The sequence below is a fragment of the Psychrobacillus sp. NEAU-3TGS genome, from assembly GCF_029955155.1.
Taxonomy (GTDB): domain Bacteria; phylum Bacillota; class Bacilli; order Bacillales_A; family Planococcaceae; genus Psychrobacillus.
Genome location: NZ_JAPNOZ010000011.1, coordinates 179,733 through 203,849 on the forward strand (window position 1 = coordinate 179,733; position 24,117 = coordinate 203,849).

The window sequence follows — 24,117 nt, forward strand, 5'->3', positions numbered from 1 at the left end:
TTTATTGTAACATAAAAAGCACACACTTTTAGACGTAAAAGTGTGTGCTAAGTTTCTTTTTTGTATGAGATTATTTTGTAGCTTCGTAACGTTTTGAAACTTCATCCCAATTTACTACATTCCAGAATGAACCGATGTAGTCAGGACGACGGTTTTGGTAGTTTAAGTAGTAAGCATGCTCCCAAACGTCTAATCCTAATAATGGTGTTTTGCCTTCCATGATTGGTGAATCTTGGTTAGCTGTTGAAGAAACTTCTAATTCTCCATTAGCAACTGATAACCAAGCCCATCCTGATCCGAAACGAGTTGTCGCAGCTTTTGCGAACTCTTCTTTAAAAGCGTCAAAGCTACCGAATTTAGCATCGATTGCTGAAGCTAGTTCACCAGTTGGATTTCCGCCACCGTTTGGTGTAATAACTTCCCAGAATAGTGAGTGGTTAGCATGTCCACCACCATTATTACGTACTGCAGTTTTTATATCTTCTGGAAGAGCATCTAAATCAGCGATTAACTCTTCTACCGATTTGCTTTCTAGGTCAGCTTTGCCTGCTACTGCATTGTTTAAGTTTGTTACATATGTGTTATGGTGTTTCGTATGATGAATATTCATCGTCTCTTTATCAATATGTGGTTCTAGTGCGTCGTACGCGTAAGGTAATTGTGGTAATTCGTATGCCATGTTTGTTTCCTCCTAAAGAATATTTTAGAAAATTCTTTCCGTATAATAGCGTATCAAAATTAATGAAAACCTTCAACGAAAAGAACCTAATATATTCTCATACTTTTGACTGAACTTAGATAAATATTATAAAAATAACAAGCATCGCAATTAAAATGATAATCTTCACCACAGAAGATGTCAGAAAGCCGATCAATGAACCAACTCCAGATTTTACTGCTTGTTTAAAGCCTTCTCTAGTTACAATTAGCTCCGCAAGCACTGCTCCAAGAAATGGTCCAATTAAAATTCCTGCTACCGGTATCACAAAAGGTCCTGCGAGTAAACCGATTGTACTTCCCCATACGCCCGCCTTTGTACCTCCAAACTTCTTTACCCCAAAAGCATTCGCGGCCATGTCTGCACTGAATAGCAATACTACAAATAACACTTGAATGACCCAAAACATCCAATTTAACTCTTCAAAAGTGAAAAACAGTCCATATAAAACAAAGCCAATCAGCATAAAGACTACTGAAGGGATAATCGGATAAAATATACCAACAAATGCAACAATAAAACTAAGAATTATTAAGATCCATCCAAGAATCTCTATCATATTCGTTTACCTAAAATAGCATCCGCAATATTCACAGAGTGATCACCTATCCTTTCAAGATTACTTAATATATCTACAAACATGACTCCTGCATGACCGCTACATAAGCCTTCATTCAATCGAATAATATGGTTCTTTCTAAATTGACGCTCCATTCGATCAATAACATGTTCTTGTTCGGCTACTTCTTGCGCTAAGAAATCATCATTTAAATCTAATGCTTCTACTGCTTTTTTTACCGTGTTAATGGTCAACTCAAACATTACCGAGATATCCTCTAAAGCATCTTGCGTTAAGTGGAAGTGTTGTTCATCTTGATAATCTATTAGTTCTATAATATTTTCAAAATGATCTCCTATTCTTTCGAAGTCTCTAGTTGTGCCTAGTAACATAAAGTGCCTGGTAGAATCTTGGCTTGAAAGAGGTTGAGATGATATTTTCACTAAATAATTTGTTATTTTTGTATCGAGATGATTAATTGCATCTTCTAAATGATAAGCATCTTCTGCATCTTGCTTATTTCCTGTTTTTAAATATTCAAATGTTTTCTCCAATCCCTGAATACTAAAATTCCCCATACGCAATATCTCTTCTTTTGCTTGTCCAATAGCTATCGAAGGAAAATCTTCTATCAAATCTTCTTCTAGATGTTTCGGTTTATATTTAATATTCACATCTTCGCCAGGTAAGAACTTCACTAATAAGTATACCCATGCTCCTATTAAAGGAAACTGTAAAATGACATTGACTACATTAAACGTTCCATGCGCAAAAGCGATTTGCATTTTATTTTCCAATGAAAACACATCGGATATCCATTCCATATATAAAGTAAAAGGCGTTAAGAAAATCAGAAATACAATTGTTCCCACAACATTAAACAGTACATGCGCAGCTGCAGCTCGCCTTGCACTGACTGAGGCTCCTATAGAAGCAAGAATCGCTGTAATAGTAGTACCAATATTATCACCAAACAAAATAGGCAAAGCGCCATGTAAAGTAACTAAGCCCTCGGCATAAATTCCTTGTAAGATTGCCACAGAAGCACTAGAACTTTGAATGAGAATTGTCATAGCTGTCCCTGCTATTACACCCAATAATGGTTGATCACTCATTTGTAAGGTGAAATCAGTAAAGGAGGATAATTTCTGCAGGGGACTCATCCCACTCATCATTAATTCTAATCCTAAAAACAAGCCACCAAATCCAAAAGCAACTTCCCCGATATGCTGTACCATTTTCTTCTTAAATAAAAATATTATAAATGCACCTATCGCCATGATCGGTAAGGCAAAGTCTCCAATTTCAAAGCCAAATAGAAAGGCTTTCATTGTTGTCCCTATATTTGCACCCATGATTACTCCAATTGATTGGCGGAGAGTCATAAAGCCAGCACTGACAAGTCCAATAATAATTACAATAGTCCCAGCACTAGATTGGATCAATACAGTAAAGAGTAGTCCTGCAACAACTCCCATTAGTGGATTCGTTGTATATCGATCAAGTATATCCCGCAACTTATTTCCCGCAGCTTTTTGTAAGCCATCACCCATAAACTTAATGGAGAATAAGAAAATCCCTAATCCACCAAAAAACTCAAAGAGCATCTCTTGCCAATTCAGCTCCACGTTGTAATTCAACTCCTATTTCGACAATTTTCCCATGAAAAGTAAGGTATTATGGATAAAGTATAAAGGAAATATAAAGCTAAAGTATACATAATAATAATTTCTTTACGATTTTCGTGGCTTTTTTTGTCTTCTTCTGTTGTAAAATGCTAATATAAGCAGGAAAGGGTGACATTCGTGAATTTATACCAAATCTTCAAGGCAAGTTTACATAGTCCTAAAAAAATTGCGGCTTTTCGACTCATTCCAATAGGAAAAGTAATGCAATACATATTTATTTATATTTTTATCATGACAATTATCTCATTCATCTTTTTTACAAACGGAATATCTGATCAGCAAACAAGTATGGAAGGTTTGCTTGAGTACTTTTCAGAGATTCAGTGGCTTCTCTATCCTTTTGCATTCCTGTTTTTATTTGTGTTTAATACACTAATAATCTTTGTACAAATTAGTATATTCGCTTATATTGGAACGATTATTCTCTATTTAAGAAAACGGAAAGGAGAATATAGGCATATTTGGCGGACAACTCTCTTTGCTAGTACGGTTCCTATGCTAATAGCTATTTTGGCGACATTGCTACAATGGACGAGCAGTTATGTACAGATTGCCATTTATCTAATCACTTTTATATATTTAGTGTTCGCTACTAAATATTATCCGATAAAGAGATAATCATACGCCCCCTTTCTTATGCATAGATTAGGACAAGGGGTTTTATGATGAAAATATTCTTAGCAACTATCTTACTCTTAATCTCGTTCTATATAGTGAAAGTAGATTTATTCGAAGGTACAATCCCACTTGCATATTACCCTGCTGAGGAAGAATGTATAGAAACACTCGATTATATTGCAGTTGAAATTGTTGGTGGAGATACCATTTATTCGTTATTTTCCATGTATCCAGCAGCAAAATCTGTAACCTTTACAGAGAGATTAAATGATTTCTATACATTGAATCCACACCTTAGCAACCAAAGCTTTCTAGCAGGTGAGCAAGTACTTTTACCCGTGTATATAACACCTGCACAATGTAAAAATTAACAAACAGAGGTTTCTTCCTTGTCAACACCTTCGAAAGACTGATAAAATGGTGGATAGTGATGGCAAAAAGCCTCGAGAAGGAGAGAATTACATGAGTGAAATAATTCATCGTTCCAAAACTCGTCCAGTTCGAGTAGGAAATTTAACTATAGGTGGAAGTGACGAACTATTCATCCAAAGTATGACGACAACAAAAACACATGATGTGGAAGCAACAGTTGCAGAAATTTTGCGACTAGAGGAAGCTGGTTGTCAAGTCGTTCGTGTCGCTTGTCCTGATGAACGCGCCGCGTATTCGATCGGAGAGATAAAAAAACGAATTAATATACCACTAGTCGTGGATATCCATTTTGACTATAAACTAGCGCTAATTGCCATTGAGCAAGGTGCAGATAAAATTCGTATTAATCCAGGTAACATAGGACGTAAAGAAAAAGTAGAAGCCGTTGTAAACGCAGCAAAAGCAAAAGGTATTCCGATTCGTATTGGTGTAAATGCTGGTTCTTTAGAGAAGAAAATTTTAGAGAAATATGGTTACCCTACTGCAGATGGTATGGTAGAAAGCGCACTGCACCATATTAAAATATTAGAAGACTTAGATTTTCATGATATTATCGTTTCGATGAAAGCTTCTGACGTGAACTTAGCAGTGGAAGCATACAAAAAGGCTTCTCAAGCTTTTGACTATCCATTACATCTAGGTATCACAGAATCTGGAACACTTTTTGCTGGATCGATAAAGAGTGCCGCTGGTCTTGGTACCTTATTATCTATGGGTATCGGGAATACGCTTCGTGTTTCACTAAGTGCAGATCCAGTTGAAGAAATAAAAGTTGCACGTGAATTGTTAAAAGTATTTGGCTTATCTTCCAATGCAGCAACATTAATCTCCTGTCCTACATGCGGACGCATTGAGATTGACTTAATATCCATCGCAAATGAAGTTGAAGAATACATCTCCCATATTAAAGCACCGATTAAAGTAGCGGTATTAGGCTGTGCAGTAAATGGTCCTGGTGAAGCTCGTGAAGCAGATATCGGAATTGCCGGAGCACGCGGAGAAGGTCTTCTATTCCGTAAAGGAAAAACGGTACGAAAAGTACCAGAAGAAACAATGGTAGACGAGTTGAAAATTGAAATCGATAAAATTGCTGCAGAATATTTTGCTCAGCAAGAACTAGAACAAAAACAAAAAGAACAAGAAGAAATACAAAAAGCATAAGGGGTCGGGAATATGACGAATATTCGATTCGGAATCGATATAGACGGGACAGTAACATGCCCTACTTCTTTGCTTCCTCATATCAATGAAGCATTTAAATGTAATTTACAGTTAAGTGATATTAAAGAATATGACTTAACAAAAGCTTTTCCTGTCAATGAAATAGAATTTTATGAGTGGTTTAAAAAGTCTGAAGCAACTATCTATGCCACTTCCCCTATTCAACCTGATGCACATGCTGTGTTATCTGCTTGGAAAGAAAAATATGAACTATACTTCATATCAGCTCGAGGGGAAAATGTGATGGATGTAACGCTTAACTGGTTCAAAGAGCAAGAATTGCTTTACGATCATATCGAATTAATCGGTACGCATAACAAAATTGAAACAGCTAGAAAGCATGGCGTCCACGTGTTCTTTGAAGATAAGCACGATAATGCGGTTGAAATAAATGAGGAACTAAAGATTCCCGTGTTATTATTTAACACACCATATAATCAGCAAGCCGCTCCTAAAGGCGTTATACGCGTAAACAATTGGATTGAGGCAAATAACTGGATTGAAAAAGAATTTGCACTTTCTTTGCATAAATAATTTTCAAGAGACCTTGTCAAGCAGACAAGGTCTCTTTTTCAGTTCAACATCATATCAATTGTACTGTATACACTCCTGAAAATTTAGAAAACGTGATAATTTCTTTATGTTATAATAATTTAAGTTTTTATTATAGAAAGGAAGATTTTATGTCAAACGTTTATATACGCCCTCTCACCCTTCCAGATGCAGAAGAGTTATTGAATTTAGAAAAGAAAAATCAATTTTTTTTTGAAAGCTATTCAATTACTCGTCCATCTAATTATTTTACAATTGAAGCCCAAAAAGAATTAATAAATAAATGGCAACAGAATACAGATAAAGACATGGAATATCGTTTCGGAATATTTAGAACTAGTGATGATCTCCTCATCGGAACCATTGGTTTATTTCAAGTTATGCGTGGACCTCGTCAATGTGCGATTCTTGGGTATTCATTAGACCAAGAACACAACGGCAAAGGTTACACAACCGAAGCTGCAAAGTTAGTAGTTATTTATGCTTTTGAGACCCTTCACTTGCATCGAATTGAAGCTGGAGTTATGCCACATAACATCGGTTCGATCCGGGTTTTAGAAAAAGTTGGTTTTCACAAAGAAGGAATAGCAATGAAAAATGTAGAGATAAACGGCCACTGGGAAGATCATCAGATGTTAGCAATACTCAATCCAAGCCACTAATCTTATACTTATTATCCGCTTGTAATCTTGACCTATTCCTGAGAAACTACAATGAGTGAATTCTTATGTCAGTTAATATATAAAGTGATTACATAATTATGTTTATTCAAATAAAAAGTGCTAATGTGCCTGTCTCCTCTTTAACTTAGTTCAGGTGAACAACAATTGGAATGACGCACATAATAGAGAAACTGCGATGTAAGAGATTTTATTTTTTTCCCTTAAGAATTACGCTTTTCGACTGGGTGGGCGATGAGTCTCCTAGGACGCTGCCGATCCACTGCAGGGTCTCACCTTTTTCGATTGATCGCAGGAGTCGCCTCCTTCCGTTTCAATTAATAGGGATTTCCTGCTCGGTTTTACAAACGCTAAAAACTATTAATGATTTTGTTTTTAGCAAGTCGATCCTGAATAAAAATGAAATTACAATTGATTTTCACTGCTGGTGTCGACTCCTGTGGGATGAGTGGGCTAATGAGACATTCCAACGACGCCCTAAGCGGAGGGAATGGCTCATCGCTCACCCCACGGAAAGCGTACGACTGCAGTGAAAATCATAGCGGACACTAACAGAACAACTCACCGCGCAGGTTCCCTATCATTTGAAGTATTTTGGTATAATATTATCCAGTTAATGTCTAAGGTCAATTAATAATATATGGAAAGAAATTAATTCTATGCAAAAAGCAACCAAATTCCAGCTTTAATTAGTGTCTATATCTTCAATAGTTTACTAACCAATTAAAGAAAACCTCGCCAAACATTGATTTGGCGAGGTTTTCTTAATGGCAATTTGGACAATTACCGTATATTTCAAATTTATGATTTTCAATTTCATATCCAGGAATCGCATTTTGCAGGGTCTCCATAGGGCAATAATTAATTTCTTTTATATTCCCACAAGACATGCATATAAAATGATGGTGATGATGGTCTGCTTCACATTGCATTCTAAAATGTTTTTCTCCAGTGAGCTCTGTTTCTTCTAAAATACCTAAATCAACAAAGGTACTTAAGTTTCGATAGATTGTATCATAGCTCATCCCTGGATGCTCTGCCATCATTACATCTAATATATCTCTTGCTGTAATATATTTTTCCGTTTGCGAAAAAATCTCTAATATTTGTTCACGCTTGTCCGTTTTTTTGAAGCCCTCTTTTTTAAGAATCTCCCACGCTTTTTCTATATTCATTATGCAGGAACTCCCCTCTTCATCCATTTTTTAAGATATATCGTCAGAAGTAAGATTATAATAGAAACGACAACAATTGTACCGCCTGGCGCTAAATCCAAATAAAATGCGCTTGCTAGGCCAACAATAACTGCCAGTTCACCAAAAACAATAGAGAAAAAAATTGCTTGTTTAAAACTTTTCGCAATACGCATCGCTGCTGCCACTGGTAACGTGATTAAAGAAGACACAAGCAATATACCAACAATGCGCATGGAGCCTGCAATAACTAATGCTGTTACTATCATAAAGAGCACATGAACCCATTTTGCAGGTAGTCCCGATGCTTTGGCATACTCTTCGTCGAAAGACAAAACAAATAATTCTTTAAAAAAGAAACTCAAAAATACCACAACGATACATGCAATATCACGACAATCCACAAATCTTGTCTACTTACTGCTGAAACAGATCCAAATAAGTAACTAAATAAATCAGAGCTAAATCCTTCTGCTAGTGAGATGAAAATTGCACCAAATCCAAGACCAGCTGACATAATGATTGGAATTGCCAGTTCTTCATAATGCTTATACAATCTGCGAAGACGTTCGATAAATAAGGATCCCGTCACAGAAGCAGTAATACCTAAATATAATGGATTTAATAACCCCAATGCACTAATAGATTGGCTTAAGTACAAACTCCCTGCAATACCTGCAAGTGTCACATGACTAAGTGCATCAGCAATTAGCGATAGCCTACGTACGACGATAAACACTCCTAGAAGTGGTGCAATCACTCCAATGATTAATCCGGCTGCAAAGGCGTTTTGTAGAAACTCATAACGAAGTATCGATTCTATCATACTTGCACCTCACTTCGATGATCTACTTTACGAACTGCATGACCATACCAAGCTTCTAGTTGCTCATCACTCATTGTATCCATATCGTTTTTAAATCCATGGAAGTGAATAGTCCGATTTAAACAGGCTACATGACTAATACTTTTCGATACAGCGTCCACATCATGCGTTACTAAAACAATTGTAATATTATGTTCCCGATTCAAATGAGATAACATAAGATAAAACGAACGAACATTTTTACTGTCTATACCGACGGTCGGCTCATCAAGTATTAATACCTTTGGATTGCTTATCAATGCTCTTGCAATAAATACACGTTGCTGTTGCCCACCGGAAAGTTCCCCAATATTACGATGTGCGAACTCTTCCATTCCTACCGACTTTAGTGCTTGGCGAACTTCAAGATGAACATTTTTAGGAAAGCGGTGAAATAAACCAATTTTTTTCACAAGTCCGCTTCTTACTACCTCAGCTACTGTAGCAGGAAATCCTGTATTAAATGCATTTGATTTTTGAGAAACATAACCGATCTGTTCTTTTTCTTTAAATTGATCAACTGGTTGTCCCAATAATTGGACTTTTCCACTTGTCGGCTTTAATAAACCAAGAATTATTTTTAATAAAGTAGATTTTCCAGATCCATTTGGACCAATAATGGCTAAAAAATCCCCTTCTTCAATGGTTAAATTTATATCTTTTAATGCTTTTGTTTGCTCATATTGATAAGATACGTTATCTAATTGTATTAATGGTGTGGCCATATATTTTCCTCTATTCTAATTCATAATCGTTACGATTTACAATATTCAAGTATAGTGGAAAATTTGTCTTCTGTAAATAAATATTACTTGAAAGGAAGTTTAAATGGATATAGCGAAGTTTATTGTGCAGCTACAAAACTGCTCTAAAAAAGAATTTAAGACAATTTTGAAAGGGTTTGATATTAAATTATCCGATAAAGAATTAGATGGAGTACATCCTTTATTACAGGAGATTTCGTTATCATGGCTTGTATTAGGGGTACCTGTATCCATCCAGCAAAAACTTATTCAATTGCTTGGTGAACAACGCGCAACAGCTTTATATAAAGAGATAATTGAAAAAGCACCCTCTTCTTTTCGCTAAAGAGGGTACTTGTTCTTACTATCTTAATGCATCAATTGCTTCTGAATTAAATGTTTTGGAACGCAGCATGTCAATTTCTACTTTATAAGGAGCTTGTTTTGTTTTCGCATCTACTCCTACAAAAGGGGTTTCCAAAATCTTAGGAATTTCCGTTAACTGCGGATGATGCACAACATTTAGTAAGGCTTCAAATCCAATTTCTCCAAAGCCAATATTCTCATGTCGGTCCTTAGCTGCACCGCATACATTTTTACTATCATTAATATGCAGTACTTTTAAACGATCTAACCCAATGATTTTATCAAACTCGTTTAAAACGCCGTCAAAATCATTTACAACATCATAACCAGCATCATGAATATGGCAAGTATCTAAACAAATAGAGAGTCGATGATTATTTGTAACTCCATCTATAATTTGAGCAAGTTCTTCGAAAGTGCGTCCACATTCAGAACCCTTGCCAGCCATCGTTTCTAATGCAATTTGAACCGGATAATCCTGTGTCAGCACTTCATTTAAGCCTTCCACAATTTTAGCTATTCCAGCTTCTGCTCCTGCGCCCACATGCGCTCCAGGATGCAAAACAATTTGCGTTGCTCCAATAGCGGCAGTCCGTTCCACTTCTTTTTGTAAAAAATCTACTCCTAGTGCGAATGTCTCTGGTTTTGTTGTATTACCAAGATTAATAATATACGGGGCATGTACAACAATATTAGATAATCCATTTTCTTTCATATGTTGTAATCCGGCTTCTATATTCAATTCTTCTATAGGTTTTCTACGAGTATTTTGAGGTGCACCTGTATAAATCATAAATGTGTTTGCACCATATGATGCTGCTTCTTTACTTGATGCAAGCAGCATTTCTTTTCCACTCATCGAAACATGTGACCCTAATAGCATTGGTATGTCCCCCTTATTTCTTACGGTTTTTGATGCGACGTTCTTTTTTCTTTACTTTTTCCATTTCCCATTTCATATTACGTTTATAGCCTGGCTTTACTTTTTTAGGCTTACGTACTAATGCTTTTGCTTTAGCATCTATTTCATTTTCCATTTTTGGACGGTTTTTACGAGCATGTCTTTCTTTTAACTCAGACCATTCGCCGTTTATCACATCTTTATGTTCAAATGTAATTCCCATCTTTTCAATACGATTTAATGCATCTTCATCCGATGGCTCATACAAAGTGATAGCTAAACCGGTAAGACCTGCGCGTGCAGTTCTTCCTACACGATGGATAAAAAACTCTAAATCGTCTGGAATTTCATAGTTAATGACATGACTTACACCAGGAATATCAATCCCACGCGCCGCCAAGTCCGTTGCGACAATATACTGAAATTCTAAATCATGAATTTGCTTCATTACACGTGTGCGTTCACGTGGAGCAATATCCCCGTGCACAACGCCGACTTTAATGCCATTTTCCTGCAAGAAGCTCGCTACTTCATTTGCATTTTGCTTAGTATTAGCGAAAATGATCGCTAAATATGGATTGATCCCTGCCATTACTTCAAGTAAGCGTTTTTTACGTGATTTACTACGAACTGGCACGACAGTAAAATCGATTCCTTCTGCAACTGGACGCTTGTCTCCAATTTTAATATGAACTGGAGCATCCATATATTTTTTCAGGAATGGTTGTAGCTTTTCTGGAATCGTCGCAGAGAATACATACATTTCAAGTTTCTCTGGCATACGGGACGCAAACTGATCGATTTCATTTATAAACCCTAAGTCGAATGCTAGGTCCGCTTCGTCAACTACTAGAATATTCGAAGTATGCACTAGTAATGCTTGTTCTACTGTTAAATCACGAAGTCGTCCTGGTGTACCTACTACGATTTGCGGTTGTGTTTTTAGTTTTTCAATCGCACGTGCTTTATCAGTCCCACCGATAAATAATTTCGTCTGGATTTCTGTACCTTCTACTAGCTTGTTTAACTCATTGTATATTTGAGTTGCAAGCTCTCTTGTTGGTGATGTAATAATTGCTTGTACTTCTTGTTTACTCGCATCTATTTTTTCAACAATTGGGATCAAAAAACTATGTGTTTTTCCTGTTCCAGTATGTGCTTGACCAATCGCGCTTTTACCTTTTAACACTAAAGGAATCATTTCTTTTTGAATTGGCGTTGGTTCTTGGAAGCCTAATTTATCAATTGCTTCTTGTAAAAAAGGCTGAAAATTATAATCTGTATATTTGGACATTTTAGTCCCTCCCTCACATTTCTTTATTGTACCACGATTGTACATAAAACGTATAATTTGCATAGAATAGATTAGACTTTATTTGTTCGAAAGGAGATGAAAACATGCGCTACGAATCTTTTTATCCGTTTTCTCAAGGCGGAAATACTGGAGGAGGTTTTTTTAACTTGACAGGAGCTCCTCAAATCCCACCTTCTTCACCTGCTGGGGGATTTTTTGGCGGAGGTCTAGGTAACTTTTCTGCTCCTACATCCGCTCCTAGCCAAGGTGGAGGCTTTCTCAGTAATCTTGGGAATATAGCTTCGAATATGGGGCCAAATAGTCCTACTGGTAATTTTTTAGGCAATATTGGGAATATGGCTGGTCGGATGCAAGCAAATAACCCATTCGGAGGGATGGCACAAGGAGCACAAGCTGCACAGGCAGCGCAAGGTCCAAGTAAAGCAATGTCCTACTTACAAACAGCCGATAAATTTTTAAATACTGCTCAACAGCTCACCCCTATGGTTAGACAGTACGCTCCTATGATTCAAAATGTGCCTGCATTATTAAAGCTATACCGCGGGTTTCAAAATGTCCCAAATACCGCTGCTGCAACTAATGTCACCGCAAATGCCGCTTCGGCTGCTTCCGCAGCTTCAAATGTAGCAAGAACTGCCGCAGCAAGTACAAATGGAGCTTCTCTTCCACGTATCTTTCAACCACCTTTCTAGAAAAGCGGAAGCGCCTATGTTAGCCCCGACAGGGAAATGGGGACGGGTAGGTCTGCCAAGTGCGCCACATCGTGTGGCAAGGCAGACATAACCCGCATCGTGCGGGCCAAGGAGGCAGCTCCCCAGCCACCACAAGCGTTTTTGTTTGCGACGAGCTTGCACAGGAGCAGCTTTTTCACATTTGACCCCGAGGGGCTGGGCGGTGCAGCTGGATCGATTATAAGTAAAAAGCCGATACTCTGTATAGTGAAAAAAGTTAAACTTTTGTATTCATGTTGGGGCTCCGTTATAATAGATGTATGTTTGCACCAGAAGGGAGTTTCTGAAATGATTGTACAAAAAATTTCGCCAAGAGGGTATTGCTATGGTGTAGTGGATGCAATGATAATTGCCCGCAATGCTGCACTTGATACTTCTCTTCCACGGCCAATATATATATTAGGAATGATTGTCCATAACAAACATGTAACAGATGCTTTTGAACAAGATGGAATAATTACGCTAGATGGTGAAAACCGTTTAGATATTCTATCTAAAGTAGACGAAGGTACCGTTATTTTTACTGCGCATGGGGTGTCTCCTGAAGTAAAGGAACTAGCACGTAAAAAAGGATTAGTATCAATTGATGCAACTTGTCCAGATGTTACTGTCACTCATGATCTGATTAGAGAAAAAACAGCAGAAGGCTATGACATTATTTATATCGGGAAAAAAGGTCATCCCGAGCCAGAAGGTGCGATCGGAGTTGCACCTGATAAAGTGCACCTTGTTCAAACTTTAGAAGATGTTGAAAACTTAAATCTCCAAACAGATAAATTACTCGTTACAAACCAAACTACAATGTCTCAATGGGATGTTGTACATTTAATGGAAAAATTAAAAGAAAAATATCCACATATCGATGTTCATAAAGAAATTTGTCTTGCGACACAAGTTAGACAAGAAGCTGTTGCTGAACAAGCAGGTGGAGCGGAACTATTAATAGTCGTTGGAGATCCAATGAGTAATAACTCTAATAGACTAACACAAGTTTCAGAGGAAATAGCGGGAACCCCTTCTTATCGTATAGGGGACATTTCGGACTTAAAGCTAGAATGGTTAGAGAATATTAACCATGTAGCAGTTACCGCTGGAGCATCTACTCCTACTCCAATTGTAAAAGAAGTTATTCAGTTTCTTGAGAAGTATGATCCTCAAGATCCTACTACTCATGATACAACGAAAAAAGTTATGCCTGAAAAGATACTGCCAAAAATTAAAGTACCAAAACCTGTAGATCGAATTGAACCATATCCAGTGAATAACTAAATAAAAGAAGCTGCTTCTCTTCACCGGAAGCAGCTTCTTTTTATATAAGTTGAAATGGTTCTGTCGAAAGTTTTGATGGAATGAATGAACAAGCAAGTTTCTTTTCGTTGCACGCAGTATTCATATAATCTGCCACACCTGTTTTCATAATAGATTCGATATGATGACCAGGATCAATGACCGCTAAATCGATAGCTTCCGCATCCTGTGCCACATGAAAGTACAGGTCGCCAGTAACGAATACATCTGCCCCTGCTCTTTTTGCAGTTTGTATATATTTATTGCCATCCCCGCCTAATACTGCAACCTTCTGAATCGTTTTATCTAATGGACCAACTACACGAACAAATGGGACCTGTAATTGTTGCTTCACAGTTTGTGCATATTCAGAAAGCGTGACTGGGTTTGGTAATGTTCCAATTCTTCCAAGACCCTTTTCATTTACTTCTACATCCATGAGTAGAAGATCATATGCAGGCTCTTCATACGGATGCGATGTAAGCAGAGCTTTCAGCACACGATTTTTAATAGAAATAGGAAACACTACTTCTACTTTATCTTCCTCCACAACGGCAAGCTCATTCGCTTTACCGATATAAGGATCTGCACTTGCTGACGGCTTAAAACGTCCTTCACCTGGCGAAGTAAAGCTACAATTAGTGTAATCACCAATTTGTCCAGCACCTGCGTTTGCTAAAGCTTCTCTTACTTGTTCCGTCGATTCTTTTGGTGTGAATACCGCTAACTTCATTAACCTTTCAGCAGATGTTTGCTCCATTATTTCGATATTTTTTAAATGTAATGCATCTGCTAACAAATCATTTACTCCACCAGTTGCTATATCGAGATTCGTATGCGCAGCATATACCGCGATATCATGCTTGATCAGTTGTTCAACTAGTCTTCCTTGTGGTAAATCGGTCCGCATATTTTTCATACCACGATATATAGGAGGATGATGCGCAATAATTAACTCACAGGCAAGCTCTACTGCTTCTTGTACAACTTGTGGGTTTACATCAAGTGTAACAAGTACTTTTGAGACTGGCTTATTTAGCGTACCGACTTGTAATCCAATCGAGTCTCCTTCGACAGCCAGTGATTTTGGTGCCCATTGTTCAAAAAGAGAGATGATCTGTTGACCATTTGGTTGCTTCATTTATTACAACGACTCCTTTACTAAAGCAATTTTTCTTTCGAGCTCTTCTTTCTTACTTTGCACTTCCTTTGACGCTACCGTTTTATCTAGCTGATCCATGATACGTTGCCATTCCCGCAGTTCATTTGACCATTTTTTATGAAAAATAGTTGATTTTTCTTTCATTAAATAAGGTCCAACAAGTAGTTCTTGATCAGTAAGTTCCATATTACCTTTTTGAAGAACAACAATTTCATAAATTTTATCATGCTCTTCTAATATAGTTTCGTTAGTAATTTTCCAGTTTTCCTTGATCGCCCATTCACGTATTGCCTTTGCATGAATATTCGGCTGTAAGATTAATGTTTCTACCGTCTCAAGTTTATCTTTTCCAGCTTCTAAAATAGAGGCAATAAGCGGACCACCCATACCAGCTATTGTAATTGTTTGGACATGATCTGACTCATTAATTACTTCTAGTCCATTTCCAAAACGTACTTCTATTTGTTGTTCTAAACCTTCACTTCTCACTTGCTTTTGCGCAGATTCAAATGGGCCTTTTACCACTTCGCCTGCAATTCCTTTTTTAATAATACCTGTATGTACTAAATAACAAGGCAAATAAGCATGATCACTTCCGATGTCCGCCAAAGTTTTATTTTTTTCTACAAAGGAAGCAACTGTTTTTAGTCTTTCCGATAATTTTTTTGCATTCATATTGTAAACACCTCTTCTACATCTCATTATATCAAAAAAGTAAAAAAGACCTCGATTCTTTTGTAGAATCAAAGGTCTTTTTGAAAAAAATATGATACTATTCTAAAGATTTAACCCATGCAGCCATAGCATCGATGTTTTCAGCTGGTACTAAACCACCTGGCATTGCACCTCTACCATTAGCTAATACGTCTTTAACTTCATCTTCTGAAAGAGCAGTCCCTACTAATGATGGGAAATTGCCTTGTCCTTCAAAATTGGCACCGTGACAGCTAATACATTTCCCTTGTGCAAACTCAGCTGGATCAAATTCACCAGCAGTCGCTTCTCCTTCAGCTGCACCGCCTTCAGCAGCTTCTTCTGTAGCAGCAATTTCTTCTTTGTTATTTACACCTTGAATTGATAAGAAGAAAATTAAACCAATACCAAATCCCATAATTAATAAAAACGGAATAATTGGATTCTTTTTCATAATTTACCCTCCCTCTTGCTATATACTTTTCTAAATAGAATTAGTCAACACTAATATTGTACTGCATTCTAACGAAAACGAAAAGTCTTAAAGAGGAAGTTTTATTTCTTTGTGACATTTTAGACATAATTTCGACTTAGCAACCAATATGTCTTGCAATAACCATGCGTTGAACTTCAGATGTTCCTTCTCCAATTTCAAGCAGTTTTGCATCTCTCATAAAACGTTCTACTTCATATTCTTTCATATAGCCATATCCACCATGAATTTGGATTGCTTGATCTGCCACTTCCATTGCAATTTCGGATGCATACAGTTTACACATAGCAGCTTCTTTTCCAAATGCGCGTCCTTGGTCTTTTAGCCATGCCGCTTTATAAACCATTGTTCGAGCCAATTCGATTTTCATCGCCATATCAGCTAACTTAAATTGAGTTACTTGAAATTCAGAAAGTGTTTTTCCAAATTGTTTTCGTTCCTTTGAATAGCGTAATGCACGGTCAAAAGCAGCCTGTGCAATCCCAACTGCCATCGCTCCTATACCAATTCGTCCGCCATCAAGCGTAACTAAAAATTGTCTAAACCCATTTCCACGTTTTCCAAGCAAGTTTTCCTGCGGTACTCGTACATTTTCAAGCACTAATTCTGTTGTATTAGATGCATTTAAACCCATTTTTTCATAATTGTTGATAACTGTAAAACCTTCAGCATCAGTTGGTACAATAATCGCTGATATTTCTTTTTTTCCATCTTTTACAGCTGTTATAGCAGTTAATGCTAGATGCTTTGCATAACTGGCATTTGTGATAAACGATTTATTTCCATTGATAACAAAGTCCCCGCCATCTTCTTTTGCGGTAGTTTGAGTTCCTCCTGCATCCGAGCCAGCGTTAGGTTCTGTTAGTCCAAATGCTCCAAACGACTCTCCTGTACAGATTGGCACTAAATATTTTTGCTTCTGTTCTTCTGTCCCGAACAAATTTAGTGGAGCTCCTCCAAGTGAGATATGTGCAGAATAAGTAATACCTGTTGATGCACATGCACGACTTAGCTCCTCCGTTACGATTGCAAAACTAACTGTATCTGCTCCTGCTCCCTCGTACTCTTCTGCAAACGGCAAGCCCATCATCCCCATGTCGGCTAGCTGTTTAAAGATTTCTTTTGGAAACTCTTTCGTTTTGTCTCGTTCGATTGCACCTGGTGCAACTACTTCATCCGCAAATTCATGAATTGTCTTGCGAATCATTTGTTGTTCTTGTGTTAAATCGAAATTCATTTCTTCATCCCCTTTGTAAATAAAAACGCTTACTTTCATATTATACTGAAAATACGAAAGTTTTGCAGTTTAATATGAAAAAGAATTGGAAATAGTCTCGGGCTAGCATTACAGGAATGAAAAGGTGTATTTTGAAGGAGAATGGCATCCTATTGGAATACGGCTTCATAGAGCACAAAAAAGCGTCCTCTTATCAATAAGGACGCCATCTTTACTAGCTTGTTTTTTAGTCACTCAAATTTTAAATATCAAGATTCTGATATAGTGATCAATGTTTTGTTTGTTCTAAAATTTCCAGCCTGGAAATAAGTACTTACTTCATTAAAAGTGATTTTATTTGTCACATAACTTGATTTAACCTGTCCTTTTTGTAAGCAATTAATCACATATTTAAAGTCTTCTTTCGTTGCATTACGACTTCCAAGAAGGGTTAGTTCTTTTGCATGGAAATCCGGATCGAAGAACGTAATTGTATCTTTTACAAGTCCCACATACACTAGTTTTCCACCATGATTCACATAGTTAAATGCATTCGTCATAGATTGTTTGTTGCCAGTTGCATCCATCACAATCGAAGGAAGGGATCCATTGTTTACCTCTTTCAATTGATCAATTGCGTTCTCAGAAACAGTTACCGTTAAGTCACAGTCTGCCCAATCCTTGGCAAATTGTAAACGCTCTTCGCTTATATCCATCATGATCGTTTTTGCCCCTTGTAATTTTGCAAAACGAGCGGCACCAAGCCCGATCGGTCCTGCACCAATGATCAATACTGTTTCTCCTTCTTGTATAGCTGCTCTACGAACTGCATGTGCACCAATGCTCAAAGGTTCAACCATCGCCGCGTCATCTAACGATAAATCGTTAACCACAAATACATGACTAGCAGGAACTTTCAAATATTCAACCATTCCTCCGTCCACATGTACACCTAACACTTGCATTTCTGTACAGCAATTTGTTTTACCGCTCGTACATGCTAAGCATTTCCCACAGTGTAAATAAGGAATAATCGTTACCGTATCTCCAACTTGCATATTTACTACATCACTTGAAATAGCTTCAACCATACCGGACAATTCATGCCCTAATACTCGTGAATAGCTAAAAAATGGTTGGTTGCCCCCAAACGCATGTATATCCGTACCACAAATACCAACTCGCTTAATCGCAACTAATACTTCTCCATTTGCAAGGATTTCCGGTTTATCTAACGTAATTTCATCCATTTTTCCAGGTTCTGTACAGGTGATTGCTTTCATAATTCACACTCCATCTTCTAATTTTTCTAAAGCTACTTTCATTCCGATCTCTCGGATAATCTGCCATTCTTTTGCTACAGCTATAGATAAGTTTTGTACTTCTTCATTTGTTAGTAGGAAATCTTCTTTTATAATTGACTCTATAAATTTTCCCATTCTTCTAACGAAGGAGTTTGTATACTATTAAATGCTTGAAATTTTTGGATAACTTGCTGATCATCTTTCACTTCATACATACTAGTTATTTTTGCACCTGCAAAGAATTGGAGCAGTGCTGCAAAGGCAAACACTAATCTTTTTGGTGGGTAACCAAAGTCACTATAATATGTATACAAACTTGGCCATATTCTTGCTTTAAATTTAGCATAACTATTTAAACTAATATCCGCTAAGCGGTGATGTATTGTTGGGTTCGCAAACCGATCAAATACTTGTTCCATAAAAGGAATGGCTTTTTCTTTTCCCATTGGAGGTAAAGTCTCTCTTATCTCTTCTGTTAAGGTTCTTTGAATAAATGAAGACATTAAAGGATTTTCCATAGCTTCTTTTACGCTTTCAATTTCTAATAGCAATCCAATAGCAGCTAGCATCGTATGCGGAGCATTAAGTAGCTTGACCTTTAATTCTCGGTAATGTTCTATCTTGTCAAATTGAACATTTAAACCAGCCTCTTTAAAGAGAAGTTTTTGTTGCACAAAATCCGGTCCATCTATTACAAAGAGGTGATACGGTTCTCCAACCGTTAACAGGACATCCTTATAGCCAAATTGTTCAAATAGTAATGTGTCTTCCTGTTTCGGATAGCCTGGTACAATTCGGTCTACAAGTGTATTACAAAAAGTACAAGCCGATGTAATCCAATTTGTAAAATCAGAAGGAAGCTCCCAGTCATCTGCAATCTTCAAGCAAATTCTTTTTAACTGGTCCCCGTTATTTTCAATGAGCTCACACGGGATAATAATCCATCCTTTATTTGCAGCGCCTTGAAAATGGCTATAACGATGGTAAAGAAGCGAAACTACTTTTGCTGGAAATGAAATAGGACAACCTTCTTTAGAAAATGTCTCCTTTTCATATTGAATACCTGCTTCTGTTGTATTAGAAAATAAAAACTCTACCTCGTCTAACTCCGCTACCTTTAATGCTTCTGCCCAGTCTTCGTATGGATTAATCGCTTGCGCAATCGAATCCACCACATGTCTCTCATTCACTTCTTCCCCGTCTTGAATACCTCTTAATAGCAAAGTAAACAAACCATTTTGTTTTTGAAGTTTTGGGACAGTTTTTCCTCTAGGTGTTGCTTGCATCGAAACAATACTTCCTTGAAAGTCTGTTTTTCTATTTAATTCATAAATCATCCAATCTACAAATCCACGTATAAAGTTTCCATCGCCTACTTGTAGCACTCGCATTGGATATTCTTTTTTAACTGAATGACTCATTGACTCTTTATAAGTTGCTAGATTTAAATCAGGCAGTATATTCATCTGTTTGCCCCCCTTTACATAGTAACTCCGTCTTTGAAAATGGCAATTTCTTTGAATCCGAATACTTCATTATTTGTTAATTTCTTTCCAGATGCTACATCGACGATATATTCGAAAAATGAATCTGTCATTTGTTCCATCGAAGCATCTTCTACAAGCTTTCCTGCGTTAAAATCAATCCAGTTTTTCTTTTTCTCTGCTAAAGCTGTATTTGTAGAGATTTTCACAGTTGGTGTTGGTCCCCCGAATGGAGTACCTCTTCCTGTTGTAAAAAGAACAATTTGACATCCTGATGTTGCAAGTGCTGTTACAGATACCAAGTCATTTCCGGGTCCTTGGATCAAGGTTAGTCCATCTTTATTTATACGAGAGCCATAAGGAATCACATTTTGCACGGTAGAAAATCCGCCTTTTTGTACGCAACCTAATGATTTTTCTTCTAGTGTTGTAATTCCACCTTCTTTGTTTCCAGGAGATGGGTTTTCATAAACTGGTTGGTCATATTTGATGAAGTAGTGTTTGAAATCATTGATCAGATGAACGATATCCTGAAATGTTTCTTCATCTCTTGCACGTTCCATTAAAATGGTTTCCGCACCGAACATTTCAGGTACTTCCGTTAGTGCAGTAGAACCACCATAGCTAATGAGACGGTCAGAAAAAGAACCTAATAATGGATTAGCTGTAATACCAGAAAGTCCATCACTTCCCCCACACTTAAGACCGATTCTAAGTGCGGAAACAGGAACTTCCTCACGTTCAAATGAAGTTGCATAGTCAAATACCTCTTGCATTAATTCAAGCCCTTTTTCCATTTCATCTTCTTCCGCTTGAACACTCATAAATTTTACTCGGTTGGGGTTATATTCTCCGATTGCTTCTTTAAACAAATCAATATAATTATTTTCACAACCGAGTCCAAGTACTACTACTCCTCCAGCATTCGGATGATGGATTAAATTTCCCAATATTTTTTTTGTATATTCTAAGTCATCTCCTAACTGCGAGCAGCCGTATGGATGAGCGAAGTACTGCACACCATCGAAATTCGATGCTTTTAGCATGTTGTTACCCATTTTCGCTAAGTTTTCAGCAACTTTATTAATACAACCTACTGTATTAATGAGCCATAATTCATTTCTTACCCCTACATCCCCATTTTCACGTTTATATCCGAGGAATGTTGGGGTCTCTGCAGGAGCATCTATTGAACTAATCTTTTTTGGTTTATAAGAATAATTCAATTCTCCTTCTAAATTTGTCTTTACATTATGAGAATGAACAAATTCACCGATTTCGATATCCTGTGTGGCATGGCCTATCGGAAAACCGTACTTGAGAATATTTTCCCCCTTTTTTATCGGACTAACTGCTATTTTATGTCCTCGACGAACATTCTCTTGAAGTATAATTTTCACCTGTTCTTTTTCTATACTTTCCCCTTTTTCAAAATCTCTTAGCGCAATCCACACATTGTCAGAAGGATGTATTTGGATGATAGATTGGTTAACTGTCATATTGCATACCTCTTTCACTTGTATTTTGTATCAAAGAAAAGGAACAGCTTTGTCGCTGTTCCTTTGAAAAGTTATTACGCAACAGTAGCCTTTTTCATGATTGGCTTAACAAAGAAGATTACCGCAATAGATGCAAATACTGCTAACCCACCAGCTAATAAGAATGCTGCTGTATATGTACCAGTAGTATCGATTAAATATCCTGTTAATGTAGGTCCAATAATTCCAGCTGTGTTTGCCAAGAAGTGCATGAATCCTCCTACAGAACCAACATTGCTTTGGTCAACAACATCTTGTACAACTGCCCAGTAAATTGCTCCTGTTAAGTATAGAAAGAATACTGAAAGAGCAACCAAAGAAACTGCCCCTACTGTTGTAGTAACTAACCCAGCAAAACCAATACATACCGCTGAGACAAACAAACAAGGAACTAAGACAGCTTTACGCGCAAAAAGAACGCCTTTACCAGCAAACTTTTTGAAGAATAGATCGGAAACAAATCCGCCTGCTGCAAGACCGATAAAACCGACAATCCAAGGGATGACCGTAATAATACTCATGTCCTCTACACTTAAACCGCGTGCATCGATTAAGTAACTTGGGAACCACGTTAGGAAGAAAAACAATACATAGTTATAAGCAAAGAAGGCAAATGCAGTAAACAATATTGTGCGACGTTTTAAATAAAAAGTAAGTGGAACTTTTCTCACTGTAGTAGCAGCAATTTCTTTTACTTCTTTTATTTCTTTTTCCTTCGCTTTTGCTGTTGGTTTTTCTTTTGCAAATTTCCACCAGAAAAATGCCCAGATAAGTCCGATTAACATGATGATAACGAATGAAACTCTCCAACCGTACGAAATAGCGATAAATCCAACAATCGGACCTGCAATAGCTCCACCGAGTGGAGTACCACTATTAGTTAAACCAACTGCAGTAGCCCGTTGATCTGCAGGGAACCAGTTGTTTACCATTTTATTAATCGTTGCAGAAAGAGGACCCTCTCCCATACCAAATAAAATACGAATAATGATCAAACTTACAAATCCAACTGCAAGTGCTATAGCACCACTAAAAAGTGACCAAACAATCATTGCTACCAGCAATGTCATTTTTGCACCAAATTTATCGGATGCAACTCCACCTAAAAAGTTAAAGATAGCATACCCGACAGAGAAACTACTAAAAATAATCCCCATTTGCGTAGCAGTTAATGTTAAATCATCTTTAATATATGGTGCTGCAATAGAAAGAGCCGATCTATCTAAATAGTTTATAACTCCTGCTAAAAATAATAGAATAAGCACAGCACGTTTATCTTTAGAAAACATATATTTTGCCCCTTACCATTTGAATGATTTTTAACTAAAACGATTTATCTATACGTGAACATGATTCTCTTTTTATTAAACTCGGTTGTAATCTGATGACACCTGTTTCATTTGTGTTAATTTTGTTGTTTATTTGATCTAACAATAATTTTACAGTCCTATTCGCCATTTCCACCGCGGGCTGTGAAATAGTAGTAACAGGTGGCGAAAAGAAACTTGCAAATTGTACTTCATCAATTCCGATAACCGCAATATCGTCTGGTATTTTTAAATTATTCTCTTTCATATATTTTAATAAAGCTGCTAGTACAATGTCATTCCCTGCAACAATTGCTTCGGGTGGTGTTTCGGTAGTAAAAAGTTCATGTATTACTTGCTGAATATCATGTACATCAGCCGTTTTAATATAAGCTGGATTTACCTGCAATCCATGTCGACTAAGTGCTTTTTTATATCCTTCAATACGCTCCACCCGAGGGCTAATATTCCGAATAATAGACATTGTAACAATTGCAATTCTATCGAAACCGCTTTCAACGAAACGATCAATTGCAAGCGAGGTTGCCATTTCATTATCTAGCATGACCGTGGCAATATTCATACCGTCTATTTTTCTATCCATGAAAACGATGGGTATATGTTGCTTTTTTATACTTTCATATAAATCGAGATTTCCACCTGTAGGAAAAATGATAAAGCCATCTACTTGTTTAGCAAGTAACATTTCAATATACTTTCTTTCCTTTTTTGGTTCATCATCGGCATTACATACGATTATATGAAAATCGTTTTCATGAAAATAGTTTTCAATTGCACGAATTACTTGCGTAGAAAATGAGTGTAAAATATTAGCTACTATTACCCCAACAGTGAAGGTCGATTTCTGCTTTAAGCTTCTCGCTACACTGTTAGGAATATAATTTAATTCTTCAATAGTAGTTTCAATTCTCTTACGTGTTTGTTCACTCATATACTCGTACCGCTTATTTAAATATTGAGAGACGGTACTTTTAGATACTTTTGCATGCTCTGCTACATCTGCGATTGTAATATGTTTCAATTTTCAGAA

The 24,117-nt window shown here is 37.0% G+C and carries 25 protein-coding genes and 1 pseudogene; 8 read left to right on the plus strand and 18 right to left on the minus strand.

All coding sequences use genetic code 11. From position 1 onward, the window contains the following. Positions 1-70 precede the first annotated feature (70 nt). The 3 genes from OR571_RS13660 to OR571_RS13670 form a co-directional block, all read right to left on the minus strand. The gene (locus OR571_RS13660) at positions 71-679 is read right to left on the minus strand and encodes a superoxide dismutase (RefSeq protein WP_282243491.1); all 609 of its coding nucleotides are present in this window, start codon (positions 677-679) and stop codon (positions 71-73) included. 115 nt (positions 680-794) lie between these two features. Continuing rightward, positions 795-1,274 (minus strand): DUF456 domain-containing protein, encoded by a 480-nt coding sequence (locus OR571_RS13665; RefSeq protein WP_282244178.1) that lies wholly within the window; start codon positions 1,272-1,274, stop codon positions 795-797. Next, positions 1,274-2,905 carry a Na/Pi cotransporter family protein gene (locus OR571_RS13670; protein ID WP_282243492.1) on the minus strand — a complete coding sequence of 544 codons (1,632 nt, stop codon included), beginning with the start codon at positions 2,903-2,905 and terminating at the stop codon, positions 1,274-1,276. Before OR571_RS13670 ends, OR571_RS13665 begins: the two co-directional genes overlap by 1 nt. A 177-nt stretch (positions 2,906-3,082) precedes the next feature. On the opposite strand from OR571_RS13670, the gene OR571_RS13675 reads away from it, so the two are divergent. The 5 genes from OR571_RS13675 (at position 3,083) to OR571_RS13695 (ending at position 6,450) form a co-directional block, all read left to right on the plus strand. Continuing rightward, positions 3,083-3,583: a DUF1189 family protein gene (locus OR571_RS13675; RefSeq protein WP_282243493.1), complete on the plus strand. Its 501-nt coding sequence runs from the start codon at positions 3,083-3,085 to the stop codon at positions 3,581-3,583. Between the two features lie 47 nt (positions 3,584-3,630). Beyond that, the gene (locus OR571_RS13680; RefSeq protein WP_282243495.1) at positions 3,631-3,954 is read left to right on the plus strand and encodes a hypothetical protein; all 324 of its coding nucleotides are present in this window, start codon (positions 3,631-3,633) and stop codon (positions 3,952-3,954) included. A gap of 91 nt (positions 3,955-4,045) precedes the next feature. Beyond that, positions 4,046-5,176, plus strand: a complete 1,131-nt coding sequence (gene ispG, locus OR571_RS13685) for a flavodoxin-dependent (E)-4-hydroxy-3-methylbut-2-enyl-diphosphate synthase (protein ID WP_282243497.1) — start codon at positions 4,046-4,048, stop codon at positions 5,174-5,176. Between the two features lie 12 nt (positions 5,177-5,188). Then, positions 5,189-5,770, plus strand: coding sequence for a 5' nucleotidase, NT5C type (locus OR571_RS13690; RefSeq protein WP_282243499.1), 582 nt, complete (start codon positions 5,189-5,191; stop codon positions 5,768-5,770). 149 nt (positions 5,771-5,919) lie between these two features. Then, positions 5,920-6,450, plus strand: coding sequence for a GNAT family N-acetyltransferase (locus OR571_RS13695; protein WP_282243501.1), 531 nt, complete (start codon positions 5,920-5,922; stop codon positions 6,448-6,450). A 782-nt stretch (positions 6,451-7,232) separates the two neighbouring features. On the opposite strand, the gene OR571_RS13700 is transcribed toward OR571_RS13695, so the two are convergent. The 3 genes and pseudogenes from OR571_RS13700 to OR571_RS13710 all read right to left on the minus strand — a co-directional run bounded on the left by OR571_RS13700 (position 7,233) and on the right by OR571_RS13710 (position 9,251). Continuing rightward, entirely contained in the window at positions 7,233-7,643 is a 411-nt protein-coding gene (locus tag OR571_RS13700) for a Fur family transcriptional regulator (protein WP_142538319.1), read from the minus strand. After that, positions 7,643-8,487 (minus strand): annotated as a pseudogene (locus OR571_RS13705) (metal ABC transporter permease). Before OR571_RS13705 ends, OR571_RS13700 begins: the two are co-directional and overlap by 1 nt. Beyond that, entirely contained in the window at positions 8,484-9,251 is a 768-nt protein-coding gene (locus tag OR571_RS13710) for a metal ABC transporter ATP-binding protein (protein ID WP_282243504.1), read from the minus strand. Before OR571_RS13710 ends, OR571_RS13705 begins: the two are co-directional and overlap by 4 nt. A 103-nt stretch (positions 9,252-9,354) precedes the next feature. Here OR571_RS13710 and OR571_RS13715 point away from each other — a divergent pair, with 103 nt between their 5' ends. Further along, positions 9,355-9,615, plus strand: coding sequence for a hypothetical protein (locus OR571_RS13715; RefSeq protein WP_282243505.1), 261 nt, complete (start codon positions 9,355-9,357; stop codon positions 9,613-9,615). An 18-nt stretch (positions 9,616-9,633) separates the two neighbouring features. Here OR571_RS13715 and OR571_RS13720 read toward each other — a convergent pair whose 3' ends face one another. After that, positions 9,634-10,518, minus strand: coding sequence for a deoxyribonuclease IV (locus tag OR571_RS13720; RefSeq protein WP_282243507.1), 885 nt, complete (start codon positions 10,516-10,518; stop codon positions 9,634-9,636). Between the two features lie 13 nt (positions 10,519-10,531). Beyond that, on the minus strand, positions 10,532-11,830 hold the full coding sequence (locus OR571_RS13725) for a DEAD/DEAH box helicase (RefSeq protein WP_282243509.1): 1,299 nt from the start codon (positions 11,828-11,830) through the stop codon (positions 10,532-10,534). 104 nt (positions 11,831-11,934) lie between these two features. Between OR571_RS13725 and vrrA the strand changes: the two genes are divergently transcribed. Together vrrA and OR571_RS13735 are read left to right on the plus strand one after the other, a co-directional pair. Continuing rightward, positions 11,935-12,543: a VrrA/YqfQ family protein gene (gene vrrA / locus OR571_RS13730; protein WP_282243511.1), complete on the plus strand. Its 609-nt coding sequence runs from the start codon at positions 11,935-11,937 to the stop codon at positions 12,541-12,543. Between the two features lie 327 nt (positions 12,544-12,870). Continuing rightward, entirely contained in the window at positions 12,871-13,851 is a 981-nt protein-coding gene (locus tag OR571_RS13735; RefSeq protein ID WP_282243512.1) for a 4-hydroxy-3-methylbut-2-enyl diphosphate reductase, read from the plus strand. A gap of 40 nt (positions 13,852-13,891) precedes the next feature. Here the strand turns inward: OR571_RS13735 and OR571_RS13740 are convergent, their stop codons facing one another. The 10 genes from OR571_RS13740 to OR571_RS13785 form a co-directional block, all read right to left on the minus strand. Next, on the minus strand, positions 13,892-15,010 hold the full coding sequence (locus OR571_RS13740; RefSeq protein WP_282243513.1) for a Nif3-like dinuclear metal center hexameric protein: 1,119 nt from the start codon (positions 15,008-15,010) through the stop codon (positions 13,892-13,894). A 3-nt stretch (positions 15,011-15,013) separates the two neighbouring features. Then, a complete protein-coding gene (locus tag OR571_RS13745; RefSeq protein WP_282243514.1) occupies positions 15,014-15,706 on the minus strand; it encodes a tRNA (adenine(22)-N(1))-methyltransferase in 693 nt (230 codons plus the stop codon). A 97-nt stretch (positions 15,707-15,803) separates the two neighbouring features. Continuing rightward, entirely contained in the window at positions 15,804-16,178 is a 375-nt protein-coding gene (gene cccA, locus OR571_RS13750) for a cytochrome c550 (RefSeq protein ID WP_142538309.1), read from the minus strand. Between the two features lie 136 nt (positions 16,179-16,314). Then, on the minus strand, positions 16,315-17,454 hold the full coding sequence (locus tag OR571_RS13755) for an acyl-CoA dehydrogenase family protein (protein ID WP_282243516.1): 1,140 nt from the start codon (positions 17,452-17,454) through the stop codon (positions 16,315-16,317). Positions 17,455-17,702: 248 nt separating this feature from the next. Then, a complete protein-coding gene (locus OR571_RS13760) occupies positions 17,703-18,716 on the minus strand; it encodes a zinc-binding alcohol dehydrogenase family protein (protein ID WP_282243517.1) in 1,014 nt (337 codons plus the stop codon). Positions 18,717-18,719: 3 nt separating this feature from the next. Beyond that, positions 18,720-18,872 (minus strand): hypothetical protein, encoded by a 153-nt coding sequence (locus OR571_RS13765; protein ID WP_282243518.1) that lies wholly within the window; start codon positions 18,870-18,872, stop codon positions 18,720-18,722. Then, on the minus strand, positions 18,857-20,203 hold the full coding sequence (locus OR571_RS13770) for a tagaturonate reductase (protein WP_282243519.1): 1,347 nt from the start codon (positions 20,201-20,203) through the stop codon (positions 18,857-18,859). The genes OR571_RS13765 and OR571_RS13770 overlap by 16 nt, the downstream gene beginning before the upstream one ends. 14 nt (positions 20,204-20,217) lie before the next feature. Then, a complete protein-coding gene (locus OR571_RS13775) occupies positions 20,218-21,720 on the minus strand; it encodes a UxaA family hydrolase (RefSeq protein ID WP_282243520.1) in 1,503 nt (500 codons plus the stop codon). 74 nt (positions 21,721-21,794) lie between these two features. After that, positions 21,795-23,048, minus strand: coding sequence for an MFS transporter (locus OR571_RS13780; RefSeq protein WP_282243521.1), 1,254 nt, complete (start codon positions 23,046-23,048; stop codon positions 21,795-21,797). A gap of 34 nt (positions 23,049-23,082) precedes the next feature. Continuing rightward, positions 23,083-24,108, minus strand: coding sequence for a LacI family DNA-binding transcriptional regulator (locus tag OR571_RS13785; RefSeq protein ID WP_282243523.1), 1,026 nt, complete (start codon positions 24,106-24,108; stop codon positions 23,083-23,085). Positions 24,109-24,117 lie beyond the last annotated feature (9 nt).

Excerpts from the sequence above, each read along its gene's own strand:
- OR571_RS13680 (WP_282243495.1), top strand. The coding sequence starts at position 3,631 with ATGAAAATATTCTTAGCAACTATCTTACTCTTAATCTCGTTCTATATA.
- OR571_RS13745 (WP_282243514.1), bottom strand. The coding sequence starts at position 15,706 with ATGAATGCAAAAAAATTATCGGAAAGACTAAAAACAGTTGCTTCCTTT.
- OR571_RS13735 (WP_282243512.1), top strand. The coding sequence starts at position 12,871 with ATGATTGTACAAAAAATTTCGCCAAGAGGGTATTGCTATGGTGTAGTG.
- OR571_RS13740 (WP_282243513.1), bottom strand. The coding sequence starts at position 15,010 with ATGAAGCAACCAAATGGTCAACAGATCATCTCTCTTTTTGAACAATGG.
- OR571_RS13760 (WP_282243517.1), bottom strand. The coding sequence starts at position 18,716 with ATGAAAGCAATCACCTGTACAGAACCTGGAAAAATGGATGAAATTACG.
- OR571_RS13700 (WP_142538319.1), bottom strand. The coding sequence starts at position 7,643 with ATGAATATAGAAAAAGCGTGGGAGATTCTTAAAAAAGAGGGCTTCAAA.
- OR571_RS13755 (WP_282243516.1), bottom strand. The coding sequence starts at position 17,454 with ATGAATTTCGATTTAACACAAGAACAACAAATGATTCGCAAGACAATT.
- ispG (WP_282243497.1), top strand. The coding sequence starts at position 4,046 with ATGAGTGAAATAATTCATCGTTCCAAAACTCGTCCAGTTCGAGTAGGA.
- OR571_RS13710 (WP_282243504.1), bottom strand. The coding sequence starts at position 9,251 with ATGGCCACACCATTAATACAATTAGATAACGTATCTTATCAATATGAG.
- OR571_RS13660 (WP_282243491.1), bottom strand. The coding sequence starts at position 679 with ATGGCATACGAATTACCACAATTACCTTACGCGTACGACGCACTAGAA.
- OR571_RS13770 (WP_282243519.1), bottom strand. The coding sequence starts at position 20,203 with ATGAATATACTGCCTGATTTAAATCTAGCAACTTATAAAGAGTCAATG.
- OR571_RS13715 (WP_282243505.1), top strand. The coding sequence starts at position 9,355 with ATGGATATAGCGAAGTTTATTGTGCAGCTACAAAACTGCTCTAAAAAA.
- OR571_RS13690 (WP_282243499.1), top strand. The coding sequence starts at position 5,189 with ATGACGAATATTCGATTCGGAATCGATATAGACGGGACAGTAACATGC.
- OR571_RS13725 (WP_282243509.1), bottom strand. The coding sequence starts at position 11,830 with ATGTCCAAATATACAGATTATAATTTTCAGCCTTTTTTACAAGAAGCA.
- OR571_RS13720 (WP_282243507.1), bottom strand. The coding sequence starts at position 10,518 with ATGCTATTAGGGTCACATGTTTCGATGAGTGGAAAAGAAATGCTGCTT.
- OR571_RS13765 (WP_282243518.1), bottom strand. The coding sequence starts at position 18,872 with ATGGGAAAATTTATAGAGTCAATTATAAAAGAAGATTTCCTACTAACA.
- OR571_RS13780 (WP_282243521.1), bottom strand. The coding sequence starts at position 23,048 with ATGTTTTCTAAAGATAAACGTGCTGTGCTTATTCTATTATTTTTAGCA.
- OR571_RS13775 (WP_282243520.1), bottom strand. The coding sequence starts at position 21,720 with ATGACAGTTAACCAATCTATCATCCAAATACATCCTTCTGACAATGTG.
- vrrA (WP_282243511.1), top strand. The coding sequence starts at position 11,935 with ATGCGCTACGAATCTTTTTATCCGTTTTCTCAAGGCGGAAATACTGGA.
- cccA (WP_142538309.1), bottom strand. The coding sequence starts at position 16,178 with ATGAAAAAGAATCCAATTATTCCGTTTTTATTAATTATGGGATTTGGT.
- OR571_RS13695 (WP_282243501.1), top strand. The coding sequence starts at position 5,920 with ATGTCAAACGTTTATATACGCCCTCTCACCCTTCCAGATGCAGAAGAG.